We start from the raw sequence: 26,237 nt of genomic DNA on the forward strand, positions 1-26,237 counted from the left end.
TTCTTCCGCCGCGCCGGCTGCTACCGTTCCCTGGTTCACAAGCTCGGGGACCGCGCGTGCCCCACACCATCGCTTTCCTGCTCTTCGACGACGCCGAAGAACTCGATTTCATCGGTCCATGGGAGATGTTCACGCTCGCCGGCGAACTGCGCCCCGGTGACGTCCGCTGTTACACCGCCAGCGAAACCGGCGCCGTCGTCACCTGCGCCAAAGGGCTCCGCGTCCTCCCGGATTGTACCTTCGACGACGCTCCGGCCGCAGATGTCGTCATCATCCCCGGCGGAATCGGCACCCGCCGCGAGCGGGACAACCCGGCCATGCTGGCAGCCATCGAACGGCTCCGCAGGGGCGCCGCCGTTACCGCCTCCGTTTGCACAGGAGCGCTCGTGCTCGAACGCGCCGGCCTCCTCGATGGCCGTCGTGCCGTCACGCACCGCGTCGGGCTTCCCATCCTCGCCAGGAACCCCCGGGTCACACTCGTCGAGGGCGCTCGCTACGTCGATGAAGGCGACATCGTCACCGCCGCCGGCGTCTCCGCCGGGATCGACATGGCCCTCCACCTCATCCGCCGCCTCTGGGGCGAAGAGCTCGCCCGCGCCGTCCGCGACGCCGCTGAGTACTACCCGGAGCCCTGGGGCTAACCGACCGCCGCCCCCAGCAGCGCCGCCGCCGCCAGCCGCTCCTCCGCATACGGGTCCCGCTCCAGCCGGCTCTCCAGGTCGAACACCATCGTCGGCCGCGTCTCCTCCTCGTACGGCTCCCACCGCCCGATCCCCGGGTGCGAGGGGTCGCCCGTCCGCGCAAACGCAATCCACGCATCCATCATGTTCGCGGAGAGCCGCTCCACCTCCGGGCCCGTGCCCGCGAACCGGTCCTGCCCCGGAGCGCCCAGCGTCCCGAACACGAACGGCATCTCCAGCGCGTGGCACGCCCCAAGCGCGCCCCGCCGCGCCGGCGAGGCGTACGTGAACAGGTACACGTACGTCCTGGGCTCATGCGCCCGCTGCGCCAGCGCGAGCCGCTGCGCGTTCGCCCGGAACATCCCCTCCGACCAGAGCGCGTCGAGAATGTCCAGGTTCTCCGCCGGGAGGCCCCGCCGCGCCCGGCTCTCCCGCACCGCGCCGATGGCAGCACGCACAGCCTCCGTACCCGCCCCGGGGAACATCCCCGCAACGGCCCGCTCGAGCCCGCCATCGTCCAGCGGCGCCCGCTGCTGCATCGCCGTGAACAGCTTCACCTCATCCCGGTTCGTCCCAATCAGCACCGGGATGCCTGCCGCGGCCCCCGCCCGCACCGCCTCGAACGGCTGGATCGGCAGCGTCTCCCCGTCGACCATCGGCGCGAACAGCAGCGTGCCGAACCCGCGGCTCGCCGCCACCTTCGCCTGGGCCTCCAGCAGCCGGTCGGCATCGACCGTGAGCAGCCGCTCCGCCGACGGCAGCCCTGCCGACTCGACGACCCGGTCGACCACCGCTCCCGCGCCGTCCCGGTCCATCGCCCGCCCGGCCCCGCTCTGCAGAATCGCCTTGTGGAACAGCCCCCTCGCAGCCGGCATCGCCAGCAGCGTGCCGACCGATGCCGCCCCCGCCGATTCGCCGAAAATCGTGACGTTCCCCGGGTCGCCCCCGAACGCGGCGATGTGCTCGTGCACCCACCGCAGCGCCGCGATGGCGTCGAGCTGGCCGCAGTTGTTCGCCAGCCCGCGCCCGGGCAGCCGGGTCGAAGGATGCAAGTAGCCGAACGCCCCCAGCCGGTAGTTGATCGTCACCACCACGACGTCGCCCCGCCGCGCCAGCGGCCCGCCGTCGTACAGCGCCTCCGAACCGCTGCCGTGGGTGAACCCGCCGCCGTGAATCCAGAACAGCACGGGGCGCCGCCCCCCGTCGCACGCCGGCGTGAACACGTTCAGGTACAGGCAGTCCTCGCTCTGCGGGCCGCTCGCGGCGAACCCCGGGATCGGGTGCGAGGTCTGGCGGGCCGCAGGCCCCGGCTTCACCGCCGGGCGGGTCCCCGGCCACGCGATGGGCGGTATCGGCGCCTTCCATCGCAGCGGTCCGATCGGCGCCGCCGCGTACGGCACACCCAGGAACGCAACATGGCCTTCCCGGGCTACGCCTTCCAGCCGCCCGAAACTGGTCTCCACGATCGGCATCTCCGTCGCTCCCTGCGCTGCGTTGCCCGGCATTCTAGCCGCCCTCCTTCGCCCTGCAGTTGCATCGTCAAGAATTCGACGAACTTTCGCAGAAATTCCGCTGCTCGCCCGCCGTGCGCGTGCAGCTCCTCGCCCCGCAGAAACGAACGGGGGCGGCGATAGCCGCCCCCGCCCGTCGTGGTGCCGTGGTTACGCCCGGGTGCCCTTCCACGTCCCGGAGCCGAAGGCCCCGAACTGCACGGTCCCGCCGATCGTGTCGCCGTCGACCGTGCCGGTGAACGTCAGCTCCATCGGCCCCATCGCGCCGCTGAACATCGTCTTCCAGGTCACGTTGTTCCCATCGACCGTCCCGCCCGAGAACTCCTGCGAGCCACGCTCGCTCCCAAAGGTCCCGCTCAGCGCGTTGCCGTCGGTCTTCAGCGTCAGCTGCGCCGGCCGGTCGCCCATCGGCGTCGAAAGGGTGATATTCCAGGTGCCGTCTACGGCCATCGTGCTTGCTCCTTGGTGCGCACGCAAGAATTCCGAGCGGCATTCGGAAGCGAAAGCCGCTGCGGTTAGCCGCACCCTAGCCGGTCCGCCGTCAACGCGTCAACTCCGTCACTCCGCAACCAGCACGATCTTCCCGAAGTTCGCGTTCGTCGCCATGTACGCGTGCGCCTCCGCCGCATCCCGCAGCGCGTACACCCGGTCGATCACCACCTTCACCCGCCCGCTTGCGATGTGCGGGAGCACGCTCTTCTCGAACGCCCGGGTGGCCGCCGCCTTCTCCTCCATCGGCCGGGCGCGCAGCGTCGTCCCCCGCACCTGCAGCCGCTTCTGCAGGAGCACCCCGAGGTTCGTGCTCGCCCCCGTGCCGCCCATCAGCCCCACGACCACCATGCGCCCCTTCACGGCCAGCGCCCGCAGGTTCCGCTCCCAGTACTCCGCGCCGATCACATCGAGGATCACATCCACCCCCTTCCCTTCCGTCGCCCGCAGCACCTCCTCGGCGAAGTCCTGCTCCCGGTAGTTGATCCCGAGGTCGAGCCCCAGCTCCGCCGCGCGCGCCAGCTTCTCCGCGCTGCCCGCCGTGCCGGCCACCAGCGAGGCCCCCATCACCTTCGCAATCTGGGTCGCCGCCACGCCCACCCCGCTCCCCGCGGCATGGATGAGCACCCGCTCCCCGGCCGCGAGCCCGCACTGCAGCAGCGCGTCGTGCGCCGTGATGAACACCTCCGGCGTCGCGCCTGCCTCCTCCCACGAGAGGACGTCGGGCACTTTCACCGCCAGCCGGTAGTGGGTCGCCACCAGCTCGGCGTAGCCCCCGCCCGCCAGCAGCCCCATCACCCGGTCGCCAACGGCGAAGCCCTCCACCCGCTCACCGACCGCGATCACCTCGCCCGCATACTCCAGCCCGGGAATCTCGAACGCCGGCTTCGGGCCCGGCTGCGGGTAGCCGCCCATCCGCTGCAGCAGGTCGGCCCGGTTCAGCGCGGTCGCCCGCACCCGGATGAGCAGGTCCTCCGGCCCCGCGACCGGGTCCGGCACCTCGCGGTACTCCAGCACCTCCGGCCCGCCCGGCCGCGTGATCACGACTGCCTTCATGGCTCTTCGCCCCCGCGCGAAACTTCGCCGCCGATCCTACGCCACCGCCCCCGCTACGGGCCCGGCAGCCACGCCCCTGCAGCCCGCAGCCGCGCCTGCAGCGTCGACACCTCCACCTCCGCCAGCCCGCACCCCCGCTCCAGCGCGAGCGCCGCGCCCACCCCCGCCGCTTCGCCGGTCGCGAAGCACGCCGGGATCTCCTTCGTCGCGTGGTGGACCCGGTGGTCCACCGAAATGCACCGCCCGGCGGCCGCGAGGTTCGCCGTCCCCGCCGCCGTCAGCGACCGCCAGGGGATTTCGTACACCGCGCCGTACTTCGTCCAGTGGCCCGTGACAGCCACCACGTCCTCGAGGTGGCAGTCCATCTCCTCCCGGCTGAGCTGGTGCCGCCCGACCAGCCGCCGCGACTCGGTAATCCCCAGCGTCGCCGCGAACCCTGCCAGCCACGCCCGCTCGAAGCCCGCAGCCTGCCCGCGCAGCCGGTCCAGCTCCGCCCGGGCCAGCCTGCGGCACTCCACCTCGGCGTACGTCAGGTCATCCGGGTTCGTCGCGTCGATCGCCCGGCCGATCCGCTCGGCCGCGCCCCACGGGTGGAGGTAGCCGCCCGGGTGCACCGTCCGGTAGTACGTCGGCCGCAGCGGCGATGCCTCCGCCGCCGCCTCGTCCACGTTCGCCGTCCGGAACCAGAGCCACGGGTGCACCAGCTCCCGCTCCACCGGCTCGCCCGCCAGCACGGCGATATCCGCATCGCCTGTCGCATCGACCACCGCGCCGCACGCCACCGCCTCGCGCCCCGCCTTCGATTCGAAGATGACGTGCGTAATCCTGCCGCCCTCCTTCCGCACGCCCACCGCCCACCGGTGGAAGCGGAGGTCGACCCCGGCCTCGAGCACCAGCCGGTCCGCCTCGACCCGGAACTCCTCCGGGTCGTACGCGGCCGAGTAGCGCACCACGTGCGGCCCGCTCCCCCACACCAGCCCCAGCCGCCGGTACTTCTCGATGAGCGCCGGGTCCGGCGAGCCCCACTCCTCCCGCGGCGGCGCGATGCACGCCCCCCGCGCCGTCAGCCGGTCGACCATCTCCTGGCACAGCCCCGCCACCACCTGGCGGCCCCGCCCGTCGTCCAGCGTCAGCAGCAGGATGATCAGCCCGTTCGTCGCCAGCCCGCCGAGCGAACCGTACCGCTCCACGAGCATCGCCCGGGCGCCCTGCCGTGCCGCCGCCACCGCCGCGGCGATGCCCGCCGCTCCGCCGCCCACGACGAGCACATCGGTCTCGGCGATGACCGGCACCCGCCGCTCCGGCTCGACGATGAAGGCTGTGCTCACGCCCCGCATTCTGCCCTCCCGGGGCGCCGCCTGTCGCGCGCCCGCGGTGCTAGACTCCCGCGCACCACCACGCCGCGAGGTGCGCCATGCCGGACCATCCCCTGCCCACGCCAGACGAGGTCGCCCGCTACTTCGACCTCTGTTCGAACTGGGGCCGCTGGGGCCCCGGCGACTCCGCCGGCACCATCAACCTCATTACCGCTGAAAAGCGCCGCCGGGCCGCCGCCCTCGTCCGCACCGGCCGGGCCGTCTCCATCGCCCACCCGCTCAACACCGTCGGCGGCCCCGGCAACTGGAACCCGGCCCAGCACTGGGTCCGCACCGGCGCCGACTTCTCCGTCGACTACATCGGCCTTCTCTTCCACGGCTACGCCACCACCCACATCGATGCCCTCTGCCACATCTTCTGGCAGGGCCAGATGTACAACGGCCGCCCGGCCAGCGAGGTCACCTCACTCGGCGCCCGCGCCGGCGCCGTCGATGCGTGGAAGGACGGCATCGTCACCCGCGGCGTCCTCCTCGATATCCCCCGCCTCCGCGGGACGGAGTACGTCACCCTCGATGCCCCCGTCCGCGGCTGGGAGCTCGAAGCCGCCGCCGAGGCCCAGGGCACCCCCCTCGAACCCGGCGACGCCGTCCTCGTCTACAGCGGCCGCACCGCCTTCTACGCCGCCAACCCCGGCAGCACGCCCGGCGTCCAGCCGTCGCCCGGCCTCCACGCCGACACGGCCCCCGTCCTGAAGCGGCACGACGTCGCCCTCCTCGGCTGGGACATGATGGACGCCCGCCCCAGCGGCTACGCCATCTTCGACGACCCGCCCCGCGCCGGCGGGCCCGTCCACGTCCTCGCCATCGTCTTCATGGGCCTCCCCCTGCTCGATAACGCCAACCTCGACCCCCTCGCCCGCGCCTGCCGCGAAGAGGGCCGCTGGGAGTTCATGCTCACCGTTGCCCCGCTCAACGTCCGCGGCGGCACCGGCTCACCCGTCAACCCCATCGCCCTGTTCTGAGCAGCCTCCGCCTCCGCTACCATCCTCGTATGCGCACCCGCACCCTCGCGGCCGCCGCCGCAGCCGCCAGCGCCGCCGCCTTCCTCGCACCCGGCGTCCTCCTCTCCCGCATGCTCCACCGTGCCGGCTTCGACCCAGCGTCCGACCGGCTCCCCGCTCCGTTCAGCGTCCGCATCACCGCCATCGCCCCCGGCCGCATCACCCTCCGCCGGGGGCCGGCCGGCGCACCCGGAGCCCATCTCGAACCCGGCCGCTACCTCCTCGAAGCCGCCCGCGGCCGCGCCTTCCTCGGCCCCGTGCTCGAATCCAACGGCGTCGTCGCCATCCGCGAATTCACCCCCCTCGATGGCGACCTCCGCGTCGGCGATTTCGCCCGCCTCGACCCCTTCGCCTTCCCCGGCGACCCCCGCGAAGCCCACGGCATCGACTTCGACGAGGTCGACGTGCCCGCCCCCCTCGGCCGCTTCCCCGCGTGGTACACCCCCGGCCGGCGCGAAACCTGGGCCGTCATGGTCCACGGCAAGGGCGCCAACCGTCGCGAGACCCTCCGCCTGCTCCCCCTCCTCGCCGAGGCCGGCTACCCCTCCCTCGCCATCACCTACCGCAACGACGAAGGCTGCCCGCCCGCGCCGCACGGCCGTTACACCTACGGCCGCGACGAATACGAAGAGCTCGAAGCCGCCGTCCGCTTCGCCATCGAACTCGGCGCCCGCCGCATCCTCCTCGTCGGCTACTCCATGGGCGGCGCCATCTGCCTCTCCTTCATGGAGCGCTCCAACCTCGCCTCCCGCACCGCCGGCTTCATCCTCGATGCCCCCATGCTCGACCTCCGCAGCACCGTCGCCCACGGCGCCCGCCAGCGCCGCATCCCCCTCTGGTACCTCGCCGTCTCCAACCGCATCGCCGCCCGCCGCTACCGGTTCAGCTGGGACGACTTCGACTACCGCCGCACCGCCATGGACCTCCAGGTCCCGGTCCTCCTCTTCCACGGCGACGCCGACCCGACCGTCCCCGTCGCAACGAGCGACGCCCTCGCCGCCGCCCGCCCGGATATCGTCCGGTACGTCCGCGTCCCCGGCGCCGGCCACGTCCGCGCCTGGAACGTCGACCCCGAGGGCTACGCCGATGCCGTCCGCGCCTTCCTCGCCGCCCTCGAATAGCCGCGCCTAGTGCGCAATCTCCTCGCCCCGGAGCGTATCCCGCGAGAACGTCCAGTAGAGCAGCCAGAGCGACGGCACCAGGATGAGCGACCCGATCGGCAGCGCCACCAGGAACGACACCACCGTGATCCGCTCCGCTGCGGCCTCCCGGTAGGTCAGCGCGTTCGCCAGCAGGTAGGGGTGCTGCGCCAGCCCCCAGGCGCCCACCACCCCCGCCACCGTCGCCGCGGCCAGCGGCGGCGCCAGCCGGGCCCGCCGCGTCCAGAGCGCCCAGAGCGCAGCCAGCCCGAGCAGCGCCGTCGCCGCCATCGCAGCAACCACCCGCGCATCGTCCAGGTGACTTGCGAAGGCGTCGGCATCGGCAGCCGCCACGGGAATCGCCACCGTCGTGGCAACGCCGAGCGCCAGCGACGCCGCAATCGCCCGCCGTCGGAAGTCCTCCTGCAGGGCCCCCTCCGTCCGCGGCACCATGTACGCCGCCGCAAGGAACGCGCAGGTCAGCAGCCCGATCAGCCCGCACATCAACGCGAACGGCCCCAGCCACCCCGCAAACGGCCCGGAGAGCACCCGTGAGCCATCCACCTTGATGTGCCCGCCCGTTACCGCACCGATCACCAGCCCGAAGGTGAACGGCGTCGCCACGCTCGCCCATGAGAACCACTGGAGCGACTGCCGCGCCAGCCGGCTCTCCCGCTGCCCGTAGTGCCGGAAGGCGAAGGCCGCGCCCCGCGCCACAATGCCCAGCAGCGCGATGAACAGCGGCACGTACAGCGCCTCGAAAATCACCGCATAGGCCGTCGGGAACACCACGAACAGCGTCACCACCAGCAGGATCAGCCACACGTGGTTCGTCTCCCACACTGGCCCGATCGCCTTCTCCAGCGCCAGCCGCTGCTCCTGCTTCCGCGGCCCCCACGCCAGCAGCGACCAGATCCCGCCGCCGAAATCGGCCCCGCCGAACATCGCGTACAGCATCACCGCCGCGAGCGCCACGCCCGCCGCTGCCAGTTCAGGCGACACCTTCGGCCTCCTTCCCGGCCGCACCCGGCAGCCGCGCCGGCTGCTTCGGCCCGTGCGGCCACTTCAGCAGGGCCACGATCAGCGCAGCCGAAATCACGACATAGAGCAGCGTAAACAGCACGAAGAAGACGAGGATGCCATCCCGCTCGGTCACCCCCTCCGAGGTGCGCAGATACCCGTACACCACCCACGGCTGCCGCCCGAACTCGGTCACGAACCACCCGGCCTGGAGCGCCGCGAACGAGAGGAACCCGCTCGCCGCCAGCGCCCACGAAAGCCACCGTCCCGGCAGCCAGCCCGGCTCCGCCCTCCGCCGCCGCCACCACGCCCACCAGTACCACCCGCCGATGAACAGCAGCGCAAACCCCGCACCCACCATCACCTGGAACGACAGGTGCGTCAGCAGCTCGTTAGGCCGGTCCTCCTTCGGCACAGCATTCAGGCCCACCACCTCAGCGTTGAAGTCCCGATAGCCCAGGTAGCTCAGCAGCTTCGGGATTTCGATGGCGAACCTGGTCTCCCCGTCTACCGGGATGCCGCCGATGCGCAGCGGCGCGCCCCGCTCCGTTTCGTACTGCCCCTCCATCGCCGCGAACTTCACCGGCTGGAGCTCCGCCACCCGCCGCGCGGCGAAATCCCCCGCCACAATCTGCAGCGGGATCGACACCGCTGCCACGGCCATCGCCAGCTGCAGCCCGAGCCGCGCGTTCACCGCCGGCTTCTTCCGCCAGAGCAGCCACGCGTACACCGCCGCCACCGAGAAGCCCGTCACCACGTACGAGGCCAGCGTCCCGTGGATCGCCTCGTGCAGCCACGCCGCGTTGAACATCGCATCCCACGGGTTCACGTCCACGACCTGCCCGTCGACCACCCGGAACCCCTCCGGCGTGTTCATCCACGCGTTCGCCGAGATCACGAACACCGCCGAAATCGCCGAGCTGATGACAATCGGAATCGTCACCAGCCAGTGCGCGAACGCCGACATCCGGTTCCAGCCGTAGATGTAGATCGCGAGGAAAATCGCCTCCGTGAAGAACGCGAACCCCTCGAGCGAGAATGGCATCCCGATGATCCCGCCCGCGTACTCCATGAACCGCGGCCAGAGCAGCCCCAGTTCGAACGACAGCACCGTCCCCGAAACTGCGCCGACCGCGAACAGCAGCCCCACCACCGGCGTCCATGCCCGCGCCAGCTGCCGGTACCGCTGGTCGCCGGTCTTCAGTGCCAGCCCCTCCGCGATGAACAGCAGCAGCGGCAGGCCGATCCCGAGCGGGGTGAAGAAGGTGTGGAAGACGAGCGACAGCCCCATCAGGGCCCGCGCAGAAAGCAGCGTGTCGAACTCCACGCGCGTCCCCTCCGCGCCGAACCGGGCGCGTCCCCAGTATCGCGGATTCGCATCCACGTCGCGTCAAAACCGGTCGATGCCCCGATAGGTTCTCCGAATGGCCCCTTTCTCCGCGCCTAACCGTTGCCTGTGCCACCATGCCGTGGTGCGAGCGCTCTCCATCGGCATCCTTCCCTTCGTCGTCTGGGTCATCGCCGTTGCCTGCGACGGCACCGCCGACGCCCCCGCCCCCGAACCCACCCCCGCCCAATCGCCCGCCGGGAGCGGTACGCCGACCACACCCGCCCTCCCTCCCCTCCCGGGGATCGCCTTCGAACGCGTCGCCGCTGGCTTCCAGCGCCCCACCTTCGTCACCGGGGCCGGCGACGGCAGCGGCAGGCTCTTCGTCCTCGAAAAGCGCGGCACCATCCGCATCGTCCGCGGCGGACAGGTCGCCGACGAGCCGTTCCTCGATATCCGCTCCCGGGTCACTTCCAGCGGCAACGAGCAGGGGCTCCTCGGCCTCGCCTTCCACCCCCGCTTCGCCGAAAACGGCCGCTTCTTCGTCTACTACACCGCCGCCGATGGCGGTGCCAACACCCTCGCCGAGTTCCGCGTCTCCAGCGCCGACCCGGACCGCGCCGACCCTGCCTCCGGGCGCGTCCTCTTCGCCATCCCCGACCAGTACAGCAACCACAACGGCGGCATGCTCGCCTTCGGGCCTGATGGCTTCCTCTACGTCGCCCTCGGCGACGGCGGCGGCGCCGGCGACCCCCTCCGCTCCGCGCAGGACCTCGCCAACCCGCTCGGCTCCATCCTCCGCATCGATGTCGACGCACCCCCCGCCGCCGGCCTCGCCTACGCCATCCCGTCGGATAACCCGTTCGTCGGCCGCGCCGGCGCCCGCCCCGAAATCTGGGCCTACGGCCTCCGCAACCCCTGGCGCTTCAGCTTCGACCGCCAGACCGGCGACCTCTGGATCGCCGATGTCGGCCAGAACGCCCGTGAAGAGGTCGATTTCCAGCCCGCCGGCTCCCCCGGCGGCCAGAACTACGGCTGGAGCATCATGGAAGGCACCGCCTGCTACCGCCCGACCAGCGGCTGCGAGTCCTCCGGTCTCATCCTCCCCGTCTTCGAATACACCCACAGCGACGGCTGCTCGATCACCGGCGGGTACGTCTACCGCGGCGCCGCGTTCCCCGCGCTCCGCGGCGCCTACTTCGCCGCCGACTACTGCACTGGCGCCGCGTGGGCCATCCGCCGCGAGGGCGAACGGGTCCGCGCCGACCGCCTGCCCGACTTCCCGACCGGCATCTCTTCCTTCGGCGAAGACGACGCCGGCGAGCTCTACATCGTCCGCGACCAGCCCGGCACCCTCGAGCGCCTCGTCGTCCGCTGAGCCGCCGCTGCACGCCGGGGTCCGGGGCGCTACGCTATCCGCCGACCCCTGCAACACCCTGGAGTGCACCCATGAAACTCGGCCTCTACCTCGGTTACTCCGGCGCAAAACTCGAACTGCCCGTCGATACCGTCCTCGAAGCCGAACGCCTCGGCTGGGATTCCGTCTGGACCGCCGAAGCCTACGGCTCCGATGCCGTCACCCCGCTCGCCTACCTCGCCGCCCTGACGAAGCGCATCAAGCTCGGCACCGCCATCATGCAGATCCCGGCCCGCACCCCGGCGATGACGGCGATGACGGCCATGACCCTCGATGCCCTCAGCGGCGGCCGCATGCTCGTCGGCCTCGGCCTCAGCGGCCCCCAGGTCGTCGAAGGCTGGCACGGGCAGCCCTACGGCCACCCGGCGGCGCGCCTCCGCGAATACGTCGCCATCCTCCGCAAGATCTGGGCCCGCGAAGAGCCGGTCGAGTTCCACGGCAAGGAGTACAACCTCCCCTACACCGGCCCCGGCGCCACCGGCCTCGGCAAGCCCCTCAAGAGCATCCTCCACGGGCGGAACATGCCCATCTACCTCGCCACCCTCGGCCCCAACAACATCCGCCTCACCGCCGAAATCGCCGACGGCTGGATCCCTGCCTTCTTCTCCCCCTACCGCATGGACGTCTTCCGGCCCGACCTCGAGGCCGGCTTCGCCCGCGCCGGGGGCGGCAAGTCCATGAAGGACTTCGACATCGTCGCCACCTGCAACGTCGTCATCACCGACGACGTCAAGGCCGGCCTCGCCGCCACCAAGCCCGGCATCGCCCTCTACGTCGGCGGCATGGGCGCCCGCCAGAAAAACTTCTACAACGAGCTGATGCAGCGCTACGGCTACACCGAGGCCGCCGCCCGCGTGCAGGAGCTCTACCTCGCCGGCCGCAAGGCCGAAGCCGAGGCAGCCGTGCCCGACGAGCTCGCCGATGAGATGTCCCTCGTTGGCCCCGTCGAGCGCATCCGCGAGCGCTACAAAGCGTGGGAGGATTCCGGCGTCGGCACCATGCTCATCGCCACCCGCGACAGCCGCGTCCTCCAGCTCATGGCCGAGCTGATCGGCGCGCTCGCGAACACCCGCTAGCCTCGAGGAGGTCCGCCGTGGCCGAGGAGTTCGTCATCATCCTGCCGCCCCACCTTTCCATGGACGCGCGCCGCCGCCTCGCCGAAGCGCGCGTCTTCGAACAGGAGGTGCTCGCGCTGCTCGGCGAACTCCTCGGCCGCGAGCTGCCCGCGCCCCACGCTTGCATCGAAGAGCACCGCGCCGTCGGCACCTGGGACTTCCACATCCTCCGCTCCTGGCAGGCCGGCGACCTCGCCCTCCGCGCCACCGCCCGCCCCATCGAGGGCGCCGGCGGCCCCTTCGGCGAAGACATCGAATTCGAGGTCATCGAGGTGCCCCCGCTCCGCTTCGCCGCCATCGCCAGCCTCGACGTCCGCGTCGGCGGCTCCCTCCGCGTCACCGTCGCCGGCTGCCCGCCCGCCGACCTCGAGCGCATCCGCGCGTCCTTCGGCCGGCACATCCGCGCCCTGCTCGAAGCTCTCGAGTCCGGCCTCGTCGCCTAGCCCGCCCCGCTCCGCTCCCCGCCGGGCCCGGCGCTGCCTTCACGCTGCGCGAGGAAGGCTGCCCAGGCTTCGTCCCGGCGCCGGGCCCCCCTCCGGTAACCGATCTGGGCCCCGATGAATGTCCCGAAGAGCTGCGCCAGCACGTACCCTCCGAGCAGCAGCACCCCGAACGCCAGCGCCGGGTGTCCGAGGATGCCCGGCCCCCAGATCACCATCCAGAGGAAGAGCGCCGAGGCCAGGATCAGCCCGAAAAACGCGCCCCCGTGCACCCAGCGCGCCTCGGTCTTCTGCTTCTGAAGGTAGAGGCGCAGCACCTCCTGCGGGATCTCGTCCACCGGCGGCCGCGCGGCCGTCGCCGTCCCGCAGAACGGACAGACCGCATCCTCCGCCCGCAGCCGCGCATAGCAGAACCCGCAGAACCGGCCCGTCGCCGGCACCCGCCGCGCCAGCCGCTCCTCCATCTTCGGCTGCAGGCGGTCGAGGTACGGGTAGGGCGACTCGTACCCCGCAACCCCGCGCACCTCCGGCGCAGCGCGCTCCCCCGGACCGGCTTCAGCCATGCCCTTAGCGAACCACCGCGCGCCCTCGCCCGCAACCCGGACGCTCACCCCAAAAGCCGCCCCTCCGTATACTCAGCTACCGTGACCACCCAACCGGCCCTCCACGGCGAAGACGGCTACCTCACCATCCACGGCCTCCGGCACCACTACCTCCGCTGGGGCAGCGTCGACAACGAACCCCTCGTCCTTCTCCACGGGCTCATGAACAACGCCCGTTACTGGGAGCACATCGCCGAGCGGTTCGTCGACCGCTGGTGCGTCTACGCCCCCGACCTCCGTGGTCACGGCGAAAGCGAGCACGCCCCCGGCGGCTACCTTGTCTGGGCCTTCGCCATGGACCTCCGCGGCTTCGTCGAAGAGATGGACCTCGAAGCCTTCGACCTCGTCGCCCACAGCATCGGCAGCCGCATCGCCATGGCCTACGCCCGCGACCACTCCCACCGCCTCAAGCACCTCGTCCTCGCCGATATGGGCCCCCAGATGGCCGACCAGGGCGCCCGCGGCATCCGCCGCAGCACCGGCGAGGCCCAGAAAGCCCCCGGCTTCGCCACCGAAGCCGAGGCAATCGAACATTTCGCCCGCCTCTACCCCGGCCGCGACCGCGACTTCCTCCTCCGCCAGGTCTACGCCTCCCTTCAGCTCGACGAGGCCACCGGCAACCTCGTCTTCCGCTTCGACCCCGCCATCCACCAGGCCACCGGCCGCGGCGCCATCGTCGAAATCCCCTACCTCTGGGAAAGCCTCGAACACATTACCTGCCCCACGCTCGTTATCCGCGCCGAAAAGAGCAAAGTCCTCTCGCCCGAGATCGCCGAGGAGATGGTCCGCCGCCTGCCGAACGGCCGCCTCATCGAAATCGCCGACGCCGGCCACCAGGTGCCGCTCCACCAGCCCGAGGCCTTCAGCCGCGCCGTCCGCGAATTCCTCGAGTCCTGAGCTGACGCCCTAGAACCCGTTCGTCCCGTCGGTGAACCGGAGCGCATCGAGCAGGATGCCGTGGGCCGCCATCTCCCAGTGCAGGTGTGCGCCCGTCGAAAGCCCGGTATTCCCGACCGCGCCGATGAGCTGCCCCGCCTCCACCCGGTCCCCTTCCGCCACCGCGATGCTGCTCAGGTGCGCATACCCTGAGTACAGCCCGCCGCCGTGGTCGATGATGACCATGTTGCCGCGCACCCGCAGCTCCCGCGCCAGCACCACCACGCCCGAGTTCGTCGCCACCACCGGCGCGCCCTCCGCCGCGCCGATGTCCGTCCCGCCGTGGTGGCCGCTCGGCGCCCCCCCGTTGACCGACCGCTGCTCGCCGAACCGCGCCGTGATCGCCCCCTGCGTCGGCAGCAGCCACGGCCCCGACCACAGTTTTTGCGGCGTTACCTTGACATAGATGCTCTTCAGCAGGGCCAGCTCGTCCGCAACGACCTGCGGGTCCAGAAGCGCCGCCGTCTGCTCCGGCGTGAAGGCGAGGTAATCCACGGTCCACTGCGTCGGCAGCACCGTGACCGTCGCCTGGAGCGTACCCCGCGTGCCGTTGGGCAGGCGGACATCCGCCACCAGCTCATGCTGGCCCGGCAGTTCGTCCGTATCGACCGGCACAAAGGTGTACTGGCTCTGGCTCCCCTTCGTCAGCGGGTACTTCCGCCCGAGGAACTGCACCTGCCCGCCGATCACGTCGCCCGTCACCGATACCAGCAGCGCCCCTGCCTGGTACACCTCCAGCGTCGAGACCACCAGCTCCGGCGGCACCAGCGGCGTCGGCGAAACGCCCGGCGGCAGCGTCGGCGTCGGCGAAGGCCCCGCCGGCGTCACCATCCGCACCGTCACATCCGCTGTCCCGTCGGCACCCGCCGAGCACGCCGTCCCCGCCGCGCACGCTGCCGCCGCGAACACCGCCAGCACCCATCGGCGGACCACCGAAACCCGGCCGGCCATACCCCGCAGGTTCCCCCATCCCCGGCGGCCGGGCAACCCGCCGACACACCGTTTCGCTGAAGCTGACAGTCCGTCATAACGGGCGGCCGGCGCAGCCGGTCGCCCTGTTAGGCCCTGCCCCCGCCTCCGAATTTCCTCTCGGGTGTTACCGGCCTGTCCATCAAGCCGGCGCAGCTCCTGCGCGCCGCCGCGGCCTGCCGGCAGCCCCTCCAGCCCCTACCCGGAGGTTCCTCCCGTGTCCGCCGGTCCCATCCGTCCCAAGCGCTGGCCCATCATGGCCGCGGCCGTTGCGCTTGTCGCAGCCGCCCTCCTGCTCCCCGCCGTCCACCGGGGTCTCGCCCAGGAACCCGATGGAACCCTCGTCATCGCCAAGGTCATCCCCGGCGACCCCGGCGATACGACGACCTTCTTCGCAACCCTCGCGCCCTGCGCCGAACCGAAGGACGGCAAGACGTTCGGCTTCAGCCAGCTGGAACCCGCGAGCGTTTCTGTCGCGCCTGACTGCTGGCTCGTAAGCGAACAGCCTCCGCGCGGCTACCTGAATCTCGGCTGGTCACTCGGCCAGCTCGACAAGAACGGCTCGCCCGTCTGCCCTGAAGCCATCGACAGTCGCTCAACGCAGGCTGAGGTGAAGGTCGGCGCCGCCGATCCCGTGGTTGTCTGTTTCTACAACCAGTTCAACTCCGGCCCCAATGACCAGCCCCGCGACGACGCAAACCTGTTCATCGCGAAGGTCGTGCCCGGGTCCCCGGGTGATACGACGGTCTTCCAGGCGTCCTATGCCCCCTGCGACGACCCCAAAGCGGCAAATTCCGTGACCTTCAGCCAGGGCGCCCCCGCCGGCGTCGCGGTCAAGGATGGCTGCTGGCAGGCCGAAGAGGTCAGCCTCCCGGCGGGCTACGTCAACCTCGGCTGGGCCCCTGGCCGCATCACCCTGGGCAAAGATGGCACGCCCCAGATCTCCTGCCCGGACAGCCCCACGGAGTTCTCCTCGGTCGCGAAAGTCGATATCAGCGCCAAAACCGGCGCCCAGGCCGTCTGCTTCTACAACCGCGCAAACGAGCGCCCGACAGACCCGTGGGATCCCCCGCCCGCCGGCAGCGCTACCCTCACCGTCGCCAAGGTCATCCCCGGCCACCCGGACGATGACCGGAACTTCCAGGCCTGGGTGTCGCAGTGCGGGGACAACACCGACCCCATCGCACCGCCACCGTTCGGGGTCGGGTTCAGTCAGCCGTCCCCGGGTACCCTTCCGCTCGAACCCGGCTGCTGGTCGGTGAGCGAGGAGATCCTGCCCCGTTCGCCCTACGGTTTCGCCGGCTGGGCCCTGGGAGCCGAAAAGGGCGGCGAACTCTACTGCCCCGACGGGCCCGAAAGCGCTGAGCAGCCGGTCCAGCTCAAGCTCGGCGCGGGCGATCGCCGGGTCATCTGCTTCTACAACACCCGGCTCGATGGCGACCCGCCCGTCGAGAAACCGACCCTCACCGTCGCCAAGGTCATCCCCGGCTCCCCGGGCGATGCAGCGCCGTTCACTGCCGCGGTCGCCGGCGTCGGCACCGACTTCACCGCGAATGTCACCTTCGCGCAGGGCGACCCCGGGCAGCTCGTGCTCGCCCCCGGCGGCTACACCGTCCGCGAGCTGCCCCGGACCGGCTACCGCACCCTCGGCTGGAGCTACGGCCGCTTCGAAACCGGGCCCGGCGGCCCTCCGTGCCGCACCGGCTGCGACATTCAGACCGGCCGGCTGGTCTGCCCCGCAGCCCCCGACCAGTCCGGCGACACCGCGCCCGTGACCATCGAACCCGTCGGCGCGACGCCCGAGGCCAACCCCGGCGCCGGCGAGCACGTCCTCGTCTGCTTCTACAACGAGCCGCTGACCGTCAGCCAGGACCCCGCCGAAGCCGGTGTCACCATCCGCGTCGCGAAGACCGAGAACATCGTCGGCTTCGAGCGCCCCGGCGCCGGCTGGGAGTTCACCCTCTCAGGCTGCGGCATCGAGCCGCGCACCGCCGTCACCGGTCCTGATGGTGTCGCCCTCTTCGAGAACCTGCCCCCGGCCGTCGGCTGCTCCTACACCGTCGCCGAAACCCTCCGCCCCGGCTGGACCGCCCAGTTCGCGGTCCGCGACGCCTCGCCCCGCCAGCCCGGCGAAATCGTCACGCTCGCCTTCCTCAACATCCGCGACTGGAACCCGCCCTGCATGGTCGGCTGCTACGAACTGCCGCCCTCCGACCCGCCCCCTCCTCCCCCGGCTCCCCCCGCTCCGCCCCAGCCCGCCGTCCCGGCCCCGCCCGCGGCGCCGACCCCGCCCGCGCAGTCGAGCAGCACCGAAACGCCCCCGGCCGACTCCTCCGCGACCGGCGCGCCGCCGCCTGCCGCCCTCGCCACGCCGCTGCCCCCGCGCGCCGGCAACGCCCCAGCGGCCGGCCGCGCAGCGCTCCCCGGCCCCGCGGCCCTGGCGGTCCTGGTCCTGCTGAGCAGCTCTGCCGGCCTGGCGGCGGTTGCCCTTGCGCGCCGCAGCACCTAAACCGTCCGCCGGCGGGCCCCGGCGTCGCGTCAGCCCGCCAGGGCCCGCTCGGCGTAGGGACGCAGCATCTGCATCGGCGAGAGCGGGGTCCCCAGGCTCGCGCAGACGCCCCGCAGGAGCCCAATGACCCGCCCAAGCAGCACCAGGTCGCCCGGGATCTGCTCCACCGGGTTCGACCGCAGCGCCCGGTTCCGCTCCCGCAGCTCGGCCCTCGGCGCATCGATCGGCCGCGGCTCGAACAGGATCGCCAGCGTGCCCAGCAGCGCCTCCGGCTCCTCGTTGCGCACCCGCACCCCAAGCTCCCGGAAGGCAGCCACGATCATCGCCGGGTCCCGGTTCGCCGTCCCGAGCACCAGCCGCGCGAACCCGCGCCGCGCCGTCTCCGGCAGCTCCTTCGTCAGCCCGAAATCGAGCAGCGCGACCCTCCCGCCCGGCAGCACCAGGATGTTCCCCGGGTGCGGGTCCGCCTGGAACAGCCCGTCGACCATAATCTGGTGGCCGTACGCATTCGTGATCGCCTCGGCCAGCGCGGCCCGGTCTGGCGCATGCGCATCCCGCCGCTCCGCATCGAGGAGCCGCACCCCGTCCACGTACTCCGTGACGAGCACCTTCGGACGTACATAACCGTCGACCACCGCCGGGACGACAACGCCCGGTAGGTGTGCCAGGTTCTCCCGCACCCGCCGCGTCATCTCCGCCTCGCGCTCGAAGTCCAGCTCGAGCGGCACCTGGCTCGCAATCTCGTTCACCACCGTCCGGTAGTCGAAGTTCGGTTCGAGCCTGGCGACGATGCCGACCAGCGTCTTCAGGTTCCGCACATCCAGCCGCACCAGCCCGGCGACCTCCGGGTACTGCACCTTCACCACCACGTCGCGGCCGTCCGGCAGCCGGGCGCGGTGCACCTGCGCCAGCGACGCCGAGGCGAGCGGCTCCGGGTCGAACGCCGCAAACAGCTCCTCGAGCGCCTCTCCGAACTGCTCCTCAATCGTGCGTCGAACCACCGGAAACGGGTGCGGCGGCACTGCATCCTGCAGCCGCGAGAGCGACCGGGTGTACGGCTCGGGCAGCAGGTCCGTCCGCGTGCCGATGAACTGCCCCGACTTGATGTACAGGCCGCGCAGGTCCGTCGCCAGCCGGTAGAGCAGCTCGGCAAACTGCTCGTGCCGCGCCGTCCATGCCGCCTCGGCCTCCGCCGGCGGCAGCTTCCGCGCACGCCGCTGGGTCCGCTTGTAGCCGAGATAGATGCGGGCCCCGGTCCGCGCCACCCGCGCCGACCGCCGCAGCCGCTGGACGGTTTCGAACATCGTTCGAGCAGTATACCGGGCCGGGGCGGTCCCCCGGCCCGGCCGCGCAGTCAGATCTGGCTGTAGCCCGACCCCTTCCGCTCCACCCCGAGCCCCTTCCCTTCGCTGATCCAGCCGAACTCGAGCAGGATCTCCTGGCTGTAGGTCACCCGGCCCGCCACCTTCTCCTTCGGTTCGGTCGCCAGCAGCAGCGCCGCCTTCGCCATCAGGATCGGCGGCTCGCCCCGCGGGTCGTCCATCCCTGTCACGAGGTGGTGGAACACGGTCCCCGGCGTCGGCACCACCTGCGACGGCGAAACGCACGTCACGCTCACCCCGTCGTGGTACACCTCGCTCGCCAGCCCCTGCGTGAACCGCTCCAGCGCCGCCTTTTCCGCCCCGTACAGCGTCCCGCCCCGGCCGATGTTCTCGGGGTACGGCCCGCGGCCCGGCCCGATCGCCGCCCCGCTCGAAATGTTGACGATCGCGCCCGACTTCCGAGGCAGCATGTCCTGCAGCACCAGCTGGCTCAGGTAGAACGGCGCATGGAAGTTCACCGCAATCGACCGGTGCCACTTGTTGATCGGATAGTCCTTGATCGGGATGAAGTACGTGAGGGCCGCGTTGTTCACCAGCACATCGATCGGCCCGAACGCCTTCCGCGCCTCCTCCACCGCCCGCACGCACTGCTCGTACTCCGAAATGTCGGCGGCGATCGGGATCGCCTCGCCGCCCGCCTTCCGGATCGTCTCGACCGTGTGCTCCAGCGAGCCCTCGAGCGGGTGATCGCCCTCCCGCAGCGTGCGCGCCACACAGGCCACGCGCCCGCCCTCTTCAGCGAACAGGCGCGCAATCTCCGCGCCGATGCCCCGGCTCGCACCGGTCACAATCACCGTCTTGCCATCCAGCCTGCCCAATGGGGTCCCTCCCTGACGTCAACGTAAGCGTCGGGATTGTAGCCGAACCGACCTCGTTCCGCGCGCAACGAAAACGCCCGCCGGGCGGCGGGCGTCGCGGTCTCCTGGTGCCCCGGGAAGGCGGTGCTCAGGCCGCGTTCTGCTTCGACTGGGCCTTCTGGACGAGGTGCGCCATGCGGCGCTTCAGGCGGTCGGCCTTGCCCACGTGGATGGCGCCCTTCTTCGCGGCGCGGTCCACTGCCGAATACGCCCGGCTGAGGGCTTCCTTGATCGCGTCGCCGTCGCCGGCCGCGACCGCCTCGCGGAGCTTGCGGATAGCATTGCGGGCGCGGGTGCGCCGCGAGCGGTTGCGCTCCCGTTCGCGGAGCGACTGGTGCCAGCGCTTGATAGCGGACTTATGGTGAGCCATCTGGTACGAACCCGGGGCAGATCTGGTGTGTGCCGAACCTTGAGGGTAGCAACCGCCCCCGCATCGAGCAATCCGGTCGCCCCGCTCCCTCCTCCCCGCTCCCTGCTCCCTGCTCCCTGCTCCCTCCTCCCTCCTCCCTCCTCCCTCGGGGCGGCGGCGGCAGGGCTGCGGGGCTCCCTCCTCCCTCCTTTCCCTCCCCTTGCCCTCCCCTGCCCGCCGAAGGTAGAGTTTGTGTGCTTCTTCACGACCGCACGGGCCCGGGCCCCTCGCGAGCCCGTGCCCGTCGCACAAGCCCTGGGAGCCCGCGCCGCCGATGAGTGCAGCAGCCACCTCGCCTTGCCCTGCCCCGGCACGCCGCATCGTGGCCTTGCTCCCCCGCATCCGGTGCGCCCTATGAGCTTCTACGACCAGTGGTCCGCCATCCTTATCGCCGCCATCGCCGGCTTCATCCTCGTCTTCACGGCCCTCATCGGCACCCGCCTCCTCGCACCCTTCGCCCGTGAGCGCGCCAAGGGCCTCTCCTACGAGTGCGGCATGCTCCCCATTGGCCGCAACTGGGCCCAGGTCCACGTCCGCTACTACCTCGTCGCCATCGTCTTCCTCCTCTTCGACGTCGAAACCGTCTTTATCTTCCCGTGGGCGATCACCTACCTCTCGCTCGCAGAATTCATCTTCTGGCAGATGATCCTCTTCATCGCCATCCTCAGCCTTGGCCTCGTCTACGCCTGGAAGCGAGGCGTCCTGGAGTGGAAATGAGCGAAGCGACCGTCCCGCCCTACGTCCCCGATTACGGCGCCGAGCCCGAACGCCTCCGCCCGGTCGAGCTGCCCCAAACCCGCGCCGCCTACCGTATCGTCCTTCCCGGCGTCATCCAGACCGGCGCCGACCTCGTCCTCGCCATGAGCCGGAAGAGCTCCCTCTGGCCCATGACCTTCGGCCTCGCCTGCTGCGCCATCGAAATGATCGGCACCTTCATGGCCAACCACGACCTCGACCGCTTCGGCATCGTCCCCTGGCCCAGCCCCCGCCAGAGCGACGTCATGATCGTCTCCGGCACCGTCACGAAGAAGATGGCCCCGGCCATCAAGCTCCTCTACGAGCAGATGCCGAACCCGAAGTACGTCATCTCGATGGGCGCCTGCGCCACCAACGGCGGCCCCTACACCGAATACGACCGCGTCCTCCAGGGCGTCGACAAGATTATCCCGGTCGATGTCTACGTCCCCGGCTGCCCGCCGCGCCCTGAATCGCTCCTCGATGGCTTCCTCCGACTCCAGGAGAAAATCATGGAAGACAGGCGGATGGTCGGATGAGCAAGCCCCTCGCCCCGAAGCCCATCGACCAGGTCGTCAAACTCCTCGAACAGCGGTTCGGCAAGCTCCCCGTCACCATCTCCCAGACGGCCACCGACGCCAACATCGATGTCCCGCCCGAGCACTTCCGCGCCGTCGTCGAAGAGCTGAAGAACCACCGCGACCTCGCCTTCGACTTCCTCCGCAACATCGTCGGCATCGACATGCTCGAAGAGGGACTCGCCTGCAAGTACCAGTTCTTCTCCTATAAGAACCGGCAGTCGGTCCAGGTCACCGTTCTCACGCCGCCGGGGAACCCCCACATCCCGAGCATCACCGACCTCTACCCCGCAGCCAACTGGCACGAGCGCGAAGCCGCCGAGATGGTGGGCCTCGTCTTCGATGGGCACCCAAACCTCAAGAACCTCCTGCTCGACGAAGACGTCCGCATTCACCCCCTCCTCAAGGCCCACCCGCTCCAGAAGGCCGAGATCCTGCAGGGCATCGAAGACACTACCCCGGGGTTCCCGTTCTGATGCCCGCCGCCATCCGCCGAGCCAGCCCGAGGTACGCCGCATGAGCATCTGGCCCGAAGAGCGTCTCCGCGCCCTCGCCGACGACGGCTTCGAAACCGTCGATATGACCATCAACGTCGGGCCCCAGCACCCGGCCACCCACGGCGTCTTCCGCATGGTCCTCACCGTCGACGGCGAAAAAGTCGTCGATTGCGAGCCCTACATCGGCTACCTCCACCGCGGCCTCGAAAAGCTCACCGAGAACCACGACTACCGCCAGTCCATGGGCTGGTGGGACCGCACCGACTACCTCGCCGGCATGGCCTGCGAAATGGCCTACTGCATGGCCGTCGAAAAGCTCGGCAACATCGCCGTCCCCCGCCGCGCGGAGTACATCCGCGTCATGATGGTCGAGCTCTCCCGCATCCTCTCCCACTTCATGTTCCTCGGCGCCTTCGGCGCCGACGTCGGCTCCTTCGGCACCTCCTTCATCTACGCCTGGCGCGAACGCGAGCGCATCTACGACTTCTTCGAAGAAGTCGCCGGCGACCGCATGTTCCCCACCTACTTCCGGCCCGGCGGCGTCCAGATGGACCTCCCCGACAACTACCAGGACCGGGTCCGCTGGCTCCTCGGCTCCATCCGCCAGGGCCTCGAAGACTTCGACGGCCTCCTCGTCGGCAACGAAATCTTCGTCGAACGCTGCCGCGGCCTCTCCCCCGTCACCCCCGAACAGGCGATCGCCTGGGGCCTCACCGGCCCCTGCCTCCGCGCCACCGGCTACAGGTTCGACCTCCGCAAAGACGAGCCCTACAGCGTCTACCCCGAGCTCAAGTTCGATATCCCCACCGGCACCACCGGCGACGTCTTCGACCGCTTCATGGTCCGCATGGCCGAAGTCTGGCAGAGCACCCTCATCGTCGAGCAGTGCCTCGATGCCCTCTCCCAGATGGAAGGCGAACTCGTCCTCAACCCCGACCTGCCCAAGACGCTCCGCATCGACAGCGGCGAATGCTACGTCCGCACCGAGGGCACCAAGGGCGAATACGGCGTCTACGCCCTCGCCAGGGGCGGCAACAAGCCCTACCGCATGAAGCTCCGCTCGCCCTCCTTCTGCAACCTCTCCGCCCTCCGCGAAATGGTCATCGGCACCTACGTCGCCGACGCCATCATCATCCTCGGCTCCCTCGATATCGTGCTCGGCGAGGTCGATAAATGATGCTCTTTGCCGACCCCCTCTTCGGGCTCCCCGCCTGGCTCGATGCCGTTATCCGCATCGTCATCGTCGTCCTCGCCATGACGGTCATCGTCGTCTACAGCACCTACGGCGAACGGAAGCTCGTCGCCCGCTTCCAGCAGCGCCTCGGCCCCATGCGCACCGGCCCCTGGGGCCTCTGGCAGGGCTTCGCCGATGCCCTCAAGCTCGTCGGCAAGGAGGACATCCGCCCGAAGAACGCCGACCGCTGGGTCTTCGAGCTCGCGCCCTACGCGACCTTCATCCCCGTCCTCCTCACCCTCATGGTCCTCCCCTTCGCCGAGAACTGGGGCGTCCGCAACCTCGCCCTCGGCGTCTTCTTCGTCTTCGCCGTCCTCGGCCTCAACATCGTCGGCATCCTCATGGCCGGCCTCGGCTCCGGCAACAAGTACGCCCTCCTCGGCGGCATCCGCGCCGCCGCCCAGATGATCAGCTACGAAATCCCGCTCGTCGTCTCGCTCCTCTGCGTCGTCATGATCACCGGCGCCGATACCGGCAACGGCGTCGGCACCCTGAACCTCAACACCATCGCCGCCCTCCAGGAGGACCGGCCCTACATCGTCCTCCAGCCGCTCGCCTTCCTCATCTTCTTCACGGCGATGCTCTCCGAGCTCCACCGCGCACCCTTCGATATCCCCGTCGCCGAATCCGAAATCGTCGGCGGCTACTTCGTCGAGTACTCCGGCATCCGCTGGAGCATGTTCCAGCTCACGGAATACGCCTCGATGTGGGGCTTCGCCGTCTTCGGCTCGGTCGTCTTCCTCGGCGGCTGGGCCTGGCCGTTCGGCGTCGACAGCCACTGGGCCGTCCAGCTCGCAACCACCTTCACCAAGGCCCTCGCCATCGTCGTCGTCATCATCTGGATCCGGACCACCGTCCCCCGCCTCCGCATCGACCAGCTCATGAACTTCAGCTGGAAGGTTCTCCTCGAACTCTCCTTCCTCCAGCTCGTCGTCAACGGCATCATCCTCTACTACGAGTGGCCCCAGGAGCTGCTCGCCCTCACCAGCGCGCTCGGCGCCGCCTTCCTCATCTTCCTCATCATCCGCCACGCCTCTGCCCGCTCGACCAAAGGGCTCCTCGGCACCTACCGCACCCTCGGAGCGTCGTCGTCATGAAAGGCATCCTCAAAGGCCTCGGCGTCACCTTCTCCACCTTCCTCCGGAAGCCCGTCACCATCGAATACCCCGACGAGCGGAAGGTCCTCCCCATCCGCCAGCGCTCCTTCCCGGTCCTCACCTGGGACTTCGACCACGACGAGCCCTTCTGCACCGGCTGCAACGTCTGCGTCCGCAACTGCCCGGTCGACTGCATGACCGCGGTGATGAAGGACAATCCGAAGTACGCCGAGGGCACCAGCAACCGGCGCAAAATCGTCGACAAGTTCTGGATCGACTACGCGCGCTGCATGCGCTGCAACATCTGCGTCGAGGTCTGCCCCTTCGAAGCCATCGTCATGGACAACACCTGGGCGGGCCACGAGCACTCCGTCTACGACCGGCGCGACCTCCACATGGATATCGACGAGCTCACGAAGGTCGCCCGCAGCGGCCAGCTCGTCCACCCCTTCCGCCCGCAGGACAACATCGAAGCGCTCGAACGGAAGGCCAAAGGTGAGGAGCCGCCGCCCCCCTCCTTCGTCGGCGGCCGCCCGGAGGACCGCCAGCGCCAGCTCGAACGGATCGCCCGCGGCGAGCCCGCCGCCATCCAGGAGCGCGAACCGGAGAAGCCGAAGACCGCCGCGTCCGCTGCCGCAGCCGGGGCAGCCGCAGCCGCTGGCGGCGAGGCCGAGGTCCTCTCCGAATCGAAAATCCGCGCGAAGCGGATGCGCGCCGAGCGCGAAGCCAAGGCCTACCTCGACCGCGGCGAGCCTGTCCCGCAGGAGATTCTCGACCGCATCGAGTACTACAAGAACCTGAAGCCGGGGCAGCCCGCCGCGGCCCCGGGCGCAGCCGCAGGGACCGGCGCCCCCGCCGGCGAGGTGCTCTCCGGCACCAACCCCGACGGCACCATGCGGTTCCCGCCCGGCATCGGCATCGGTCCGAAGGGCGACCCGAACAGCTACGAGAAAGTCCGCGCGCGCCGGATGCGGGCCGAGCGCCAGTTCAAGGAACTGACCGAGAAGGGCGAGCCGATCCCGGAGGAGCTGGCGAAGACGCTCTACGAGCTGGGGAGTGACCTCGCCCCCGGCGGCAGCATCTGGCAGACCCTCGCCGCACAGGGCGGCGGCGGAGCCGCGGCGGCAGCGCCGGCCGCGGGCGGCGCCGCCGGGGCAGCGAAGAGCGGCGCCTGGACCCCGCCGCCGGGCGTCGGCACCGGCCCAAAGGGCGACCCGAACAGCTTCGAAAAGGTCCGCGCCCGCCGCATGCGCGCCGAGCGCCGCGCCCGCGAAGCCCTCGCGAAGGGCGAACCCATCCCCGAGGATGTCATCCAGACGATCAAAGAGCTGGGCGGCACCCTGCCGGAGGGCGTTGAGTAATGGCAACCGAAGTCATCTGGTGGGTCTTTGCCATCCTCATCACTATCCTCTCGGCCGGCGTCGTCTTCTCCCGCTCGGTCATCCACTCCGCCATCTTCCTCATCGGCAGCCTCGCCGGTGTCGGCGTCATGTTCGTCCTCATGACCGTCGAATTCCTCGCGCTGACCCAGTTCCTCATCTACGGCGGCGCCGTCACCGTGCTGGTCCTGCTCGCGCTCATGCTCACCCGCGCCGACCCCAGCGGCCGCGCCGAAAAGGTCAACGGGCCCCAGGCGCCCTTCGCGCTCCTCGCCGGGGCCGCCATCGCCGCCGTCCTGCTGGTTGCGGGGCTGAGCACCGAATGGGTCGGCAACACCGAAGCGCCGACCAACATCGCCATCGAAACCATCAGCCAGCGGCTGTTCGAGGACTACGGCCTCCCCTTCATCCTCGCCTCCGTCCTCTTGCTGGTAGCCCTCATTGGGGCCATCATCGTCGCTCGGCAAGAGGAGGGCGAGTAG

General features: G+C 70.5%; 26 protein-coding genes. 15 read left to right on the plus strand and 11 right to left on the minus strand.

The genetic code is table 11. From position 1 onward, the window contains the following. Positions 1-56 precede the first annotated feature (56 nt). Positions 57-641 carry a DJ-1/PfpI family protein gene (locus Tbon_RS07825; RefSeq protein ID WP_225734575.1) on the plus strand — a complete coding sequence of 195 codons (585 nt, stop codon included), beginning with the start codon at positions 57-59 and terminating at the stop codon, positions 639-641. Here Tbon_RS07825 and Tbon_RS07830 read toward each other — a convergent pair. From Tbon_RS07830 to Tbon_RS07845, 4 genes are all read right to left on the minus strand, one after another. After that, entirely contained in the window at positions 638-2,185 is a 1,548-nt protein-coding gene (locus tag Tbon_RS07830; RefSeq protein ID WP_158067143.1) for a carboxylesterase/lipase family protein, read from the minus strand. The genes Tbon_RS07825 and Tbon_RS07830 overlap by 4 nt on opposite strands. A gap of 156 nt (positions 2,186-2,341) precedes the next feature. Beyond that, a complete protein-coding gene (locus Tbon_RS07835; protein WP_158067144.1) occupies positions 2,342-2,641 on the minus strand; it encodes a hypothetical protein in 300 nt (99 codons plus the stop codon). Between the two features lie 108 nt (positions 2,642-2,749). Beyond that, the gene (locus tag Tbon_RS07840) at positions 2,750-3,736 is read right to left on the minus strand and encodes an NAD(P)H-quinone oxidoreductase (RefSeq protein WP_158067146.1); all 987 of its coding nucleotides are present in this window, start codon (positions 3,734-3,736) and stop codon (positions 2,750-2,752) included. A 53-nt stretch (positions 3,737-3,789) separates the two neighbouring features. Continuing rightward, entirely contained in the window at positions 3,790-5,064 is a 1,275-nt protein-coding gene (locus Tbon_RS07845) for an FAD-dependent oxidoreductase (RefSeq protein WP_318655373.1), read from the minus strand. Positions 5,065-5,150: 86 nt separating this feature from the next. Here Tbon_RS07845 and Tbon_RS07850 point away from each other — a divergent pair, with 86 nt between their 5' ends. Both Tbon_RS07850 and Tbon_RS07855 read left to right on the plus strand, forming a co-directional pair. Continuing rightward, positions 5,151-6,074 (plus strand): cyclase family protein, encoded by a 924-nt coding sequence (locus Tbon_RS07850; RefSeq protein WP_158067148.1) that lies wholly within the window; start codon positions 5,151-5,153, stop codon positions 6,072-6,074. 29 nt (positions 6,075-6,103) lie between these two features. Next, a complete protein-coding gene (locus Tbon_RS07855; RefSeq protein WP_158067149.1) occupies positions 6,104-7,234 on the plus strand; it encodes an alpha/beta hydrolase in 1,131 nt (376 codons plus the stop codon). 6 nt (positions 7,235-7,240) lie between these two features. On the opposite strand, the gene Tbon_RS07860 is transcribed toward Tbon_RS07855, so the two are convergent. Beyond that, positions 7,241-8,254 (minus strand): cytochrome d ubiquinol oxidase subunit II, encoded by a 1,014-nt coding sequence (locus tag Tbon_RS07860; protein ID WP_158067151.1) that lies wholly within the window; start codon positions 8,252-8,254, stop codon positions 7,241-7,243. Beyond that, positions 8,244-9,599: a cytochrome ubiquinol oxidase subunit I gene (locus Tbon_RS07865; RefSeq protein ID WP_225734576.1), complete on the minus strand. Its 1,356-nt coding sequence runs from the start codon at positions 9,597-9,599 to the stop codon at positions 8,244-8,246. Before Tbon_RS07865 ends, Tbon_RS07860 begins: the two co-directional genes overlap by 11 nt. Before the next feature lie 145 nt (positions 9,600-9,744). On the opposite strand from Tbon_RS07865, the gene Tbon_RS07870 reads away from it, so the two are divergent. From Tbon_RS07870 to Tbon_RS07880, 3 genes are all read left to right on the plus strand, one after another. Continuing rightward, a complete protein-coding gene (locus tag Tbon_RS07870) occupies positions 9,745-10,977 on the plus strand; it encodes a PQQ-dependent sugar dehydrogenase (protein ID WP_225734577.1) in 1,233 nt (410 codons plus the stop codon). A gap of 71 nt (positions 10,978-11,048) precedes the next feature. After that, positions 11,049-12,092, plus strand: coding sequence for an LLM class F420-dependent oxidoreductase (locus Tbon_RS07875; RefSeq protein ID WP_158067155.1), 1,044 nt, complete (start codon positions 11,049-11,051; stop codon positions 12,090-12,092). A gap of 17 nt (positions 12,093-12,109) precedes the next feature. Then, the gene (locus tag Tbon_RS07880; protein ID WP_158067157.1) at positions 12,110-12,574 is read left to right on the plus strand and encodes a hypothetical protein; all 465 of its coding nucleotides are present in this window, start codon (positions 12,110-12,112) and stop codon (positions 12,572-12,574) included. Here Tbon_RS07880 and Tbon_RS07885 read toward each other — a convergent pair. Continuing rightward, positions 12,571-13,134: a hypothetical protein gene (locus Tbon_RS07885; RefSeq protein ID WP_158067159.1), complete on the minus strand. Its 564-nt coding sequence runs from the start codon at positions 13,132-13,134 to the stop codon at positions 12,571-12,573. The two genes, Tbon_RS07880 and Tbon_RS07885, sit on opposite strands and share 4 nt — an antisense overlap. A gap of 81 nt (positions 13,135-13,215) precedes the next feature. Here Tbon_RS07885 and Tbon_RS07890 point away from each other — a divergent pair, with 81 nt between their 5' ends. Then, positions 13,216-14,070, plus strand: coding sequence for an alpha/beta fold hydrolase (locus Tbon_RS07890; protein ID WP_158067161.1), 855 nt, complete (start codon positions 13,216-13,218; stop codon positions 14,068-14,070). A gap of 9 nt (positions 14,071-14,079) precedes the next feature. Here the strand turns inward: Tbon_RS07890 and Tbon_RS07895 are convergent, their stop codons facing one another. Next, positions 14,080-15,060 carry a M23 family metallopeptidase gene (locus Tbon_RS07895; protein ID WP_158067163.1) on the minus strand — a complete coding sequence of 327 codons (981 nt, stop codon included), beginning with the start codon at positions 15,058-15,060 and terminating at the stop codon, positions 14,080-14,082. 235 nt (positions 15,061-15,295) lie between these two features. On the opposite strand from Tbon_RS07895, the gene Tbon_RS13840 reads away from it, so the two are divergent. Further along, the gene (locus Tbon_RS13840; RefSeq protein WP_192497834.1) at positions 15,296-17,587 is read left to right on the plus strand and encodes a hypothetical protein; all 2,292 of its coding nucleotides are present in this window, start codon (positions 15,296-15,298) and stop codon (positions 17,585-17,587) included. A 29-nt stretch (positions 17,588-17,616) separates the two neighbouring features. Here the strand turns inward: Tbon_RS13840 and Tbon_RS07905 are convergent, their stop codons facing one another. The 3 genes from Tbon_RS07905 to rpsT all read right to left on the minus strand — a co-directional run bounded on the left by Tbon_RS07905 (position 17,617) and on the right by rpsT (position 20,196). After that, positions 17,617-18,891, minus strand: a complete 1,275-nt coding sequence (locus Tbon_RS07905) for an ABC1 kinase family protein (RefSeq protein ID WP_158067165.1) — start codon at positions 18,889-18,891, stop codon at positions 17,617-17,619. 50 nt (positions 18,892-18,941) lie between these two features. Then, a complete protein-coding gene (locus Tbon_RS07910) occupies positions 18,942-19,787 on the minus strand; it encodes an SDR family NAD(P)-dependent oxidoreductase (RefSeq protein WP_158067167.1) in 846 nt (281 codons plus the stop codon). Positions 19,788-19,914: 127 nt separating this feature from the next. Next, positions 19,915-20,196, minus strand: a complete 282-nt coding sequence (gene rpsT, locus Tbon_RS07915) for a 30S ribosomal protein S20 (protein ID WP_158067168.1) — start codon at positions 20,194-20,196, stop codon at positions 19,915-19,917. Between the two features lie 393 nt (positions 20,197-20,589). Here rpsT and Tbon_RS13845 point away from each other — a divergent pair, with 393 nt between their 5' ends. From Tbon_RS13845 to Tbon_RS07950, 7 genes are read left to right on the plus strand one after another with little or no spacing between them, the layout of a single operon-like run. Beyond that, positions 20,590-20,952, plus strand: coding sequence for an NADH-quinone oxidoreductase subunit A (locus Tbon_RS13845; RefSeq protein ID WP_192497835.1), 363 nt, complete (start codon positions 20,590-20,592; stop codon positions 20,950-20,952). After that, positions 20,949-21,509: an NADH-quinone oxidoreductase subunit B gene (locus tag Tbon_RS07925; RefSeq protein WP_158067172.1), complete on the plus strand. Its 561-nt coding sequence runs from the start codon at positions 20,949-20,951 to the stop codon at positions 21,507-21,509. Before Tbon_RS13845 ends, Tbon_RS07925 begins: the two co-directional genes overlap by 4 nt. Further along, on the plus strand, positions 21,506-22,024 hold the full coding sequence (locus Tbon_RS07930) for an NADH-quinone oxidoreductase subunit C (protein WP_158067174.1): 519 nt from the start codon (positions 21,506-21,508) through the stop codon (positions 22,022-22,024). The genes Tbon_RS07925 and Tbon_RS07930 overlap by 4 nt, the downstream gene beginning before the upstream one ends. A gap of 40 nt (positions 22,025-22,064) precedes the next feature. Next, positions 22,065-23,222, plus strand: a complete 1,158-nt coding sequence (locus Tbon_RS07935) for an NADH-quinone oxidoreductase subunit D (protein WP_158067175.1) — start codon at positions 22,065-22,067, stop codon at positions 23,220-23,222. Next, on the plus strand, positions 23,219-24,376 hold the full coding sequence (gene nuoH / locus Tbon_RS07940) for an NADH-quinone oxidoreductase subunit NuoH (RefSeq protein WP_158067177.1): 1,158 nt from the start codon (positions 23,219-23,221) through the stop codon (positions 24,374-24,376). Before Tbon_RS07935 ends, nuoH begins: the two co-directional genes overlap by 4 nt. After that, a complete protein-coding gene (locus Tbon_RS07945) occupies positions 24,373-25,737 on the plus strand; it encodes a NuoI/complex I 23 kDa subunit family protein (protein WP_158067179.1) in 1,365 nt (454 codons plus the stop codon). The genes nuoH and Tbon_RS07945 overlap by 4 nt, the downstream gene beginning before the upstream one ends. Continuing rightward, complete coding sequence (locus tag Tbon_RS07950; protein ID WP_158067181.1) at positions 25,737-26,237, plus strand: NADH-quinone oxidoreductase subunit J family protein; 501 nt, start codon at positions 25,737-25,739, stop codon at positions 26,235-26,237. Before Tbon_RS07945 ends, Tbon_RS07950 begins: the two co-directional genes overlap by 1 nt.

It is taken from the genome of Tepidiforma bonchosmolovskayae (genome assembly GCF_008838325.1).
In the GTDB taxonomy this organism is placed as follows: domain Bacteria; phylum Chloroflexota; class Dehalococcoidia; order Tepidiformales; family Tepidiformaceae; genus Tepidiforma; species Tepidiforma bonchosmolovskayae.

What these genes read in the sequence shown, in the direction of transcription:
- Tbon_RS07830 (WP_158067143.1), bottom strand. Translation starts at nt 2,185, where the DNA reads ATGCCGGGCAACGCAGCGCAGGGAGCGACGGAGATGCCGATCGTGGAG.
- Tbon_RS07835 (WP_158067144.1), bottom strand. Translation starts at nt 2,641, where the DNA reads ATGGCCGTAGACGGCACCTGGAATATCACCCTTTCGACGCCGATGGGC.
- Tbon_RS07840 (WP_158067146.1), bottom strand. Translation starts at nt 3,736, where the DNA reads ATGAAGGCAGTCGTGATCACGCGGCCGGGCGGGCCGGAGGTGCTGGAG.
- Tbon_RS07850 (WP_158067148.1), top strand. Translation starts at nt 5,151, where the DNA reads ATGCCGGACCATCCCCTGCCCACGCCAGACGAGGTCGCCCGCTACTTC.
- Tbon_RS07855 (WP_158067149.1), top strand. Translation starts at nt 6,104, where the DNA reads ATGCGCACCCGCACCCTCGCGGCCGCCGCCGCAGCCGCCAGCGCCGCC.
- Tbon_RS07875 (WP_158067155.1), top strand. Translation starts at nt 11,049, where the DNA reads ATGAAACTCGGCCTCTACCTCGGTTACTCCGGCGCAAAACTCGAACTG.
- Tbon_RS07885 (WP_158067159.1), bottom strand. Translation starts at nt 13,134, where the DNA reads ATGGCTGAAGCCGGTCCGGGGGAGCGCGCTGCGCCGGAGGTGCGCGGG.
- Tbon_RS07895 (WP_158067163.1), bottom strand. Translation starts at nt 15,060, where the DNA reads ATGGCCGGCCGGGTTTCGGTGGTCCGCCGATGGGTGCTGGCGGTGTTC.
- Tbon_RS07905 (WP_158067165.1), bottom strand. Translation starts at nt 18,891, where the DNA reads ATGTTCGAAACCGTCCAGCGGCTGCGGCGGTCGGCGCGGGTGGCGCGG.
- rpsT (WP_158067168.1), bottom strand. Translation starts at nt 20,196, where the DNA reads ATGGCTCACCATAAGTCCGCTATCAAGCGCTGGCACCAGTCGCTCCGC.
- Tbon_RS13845 (WP_192497835.1), top strand. Translation starts at nt 20,590, where the DNA reads ATGAGCTTCTACGACCAGTGGTCCGCCATCCTTATCGCCGCCATCGCC.
- Tbon_RS07925 (WP_158067172.1), top strand. Translation starts at nt 20,949, where the DNA reads ATGAGCGAAGCGACCGTCCCGCCCTACGTCCCCGATTACGGCGCCGAG.
- Tbon_RS07930 (WP_158067174.1), top strand. Translation starts at nt 21,506, where the DNA reads ATGAGCAAGCCCCTCGCCCCGAAGCCCATCGACCAGGTCGTCAAACTC.
- Tbon_RS07935 (WP_158067175.1), top strand. Translation starts at nt 22,065, where the DNA reads ATGAGCATCTGGCCCGAAGAGCGTCTCCGCGCCCTCGCCGACGACGGC.
- nuoH (WP_158067177.1), top strand. Translation starts at nt 23,219, where the DNA reads ATGATGCTCTTTGCCGACCCCCTCTTCGGGCTCCCCGCCTGGCTCGAT.
- Tbon_RS07945 (WP_158067179.1), top strand. Translation starts at nt 24,373, where the DNA reads ATGAAAGGCATCCTCAAAGGCCTCGGCGTCACCTTCTCCACCTTCCTC.
- Tbon_RS07950 (WP_158067181.1), top strand. Translation starts at nt 25,737, where the DNA reads ATGGCAACCGAAGTCATCTGGTGGGTCTTTGCCATCCTCATCACTATC.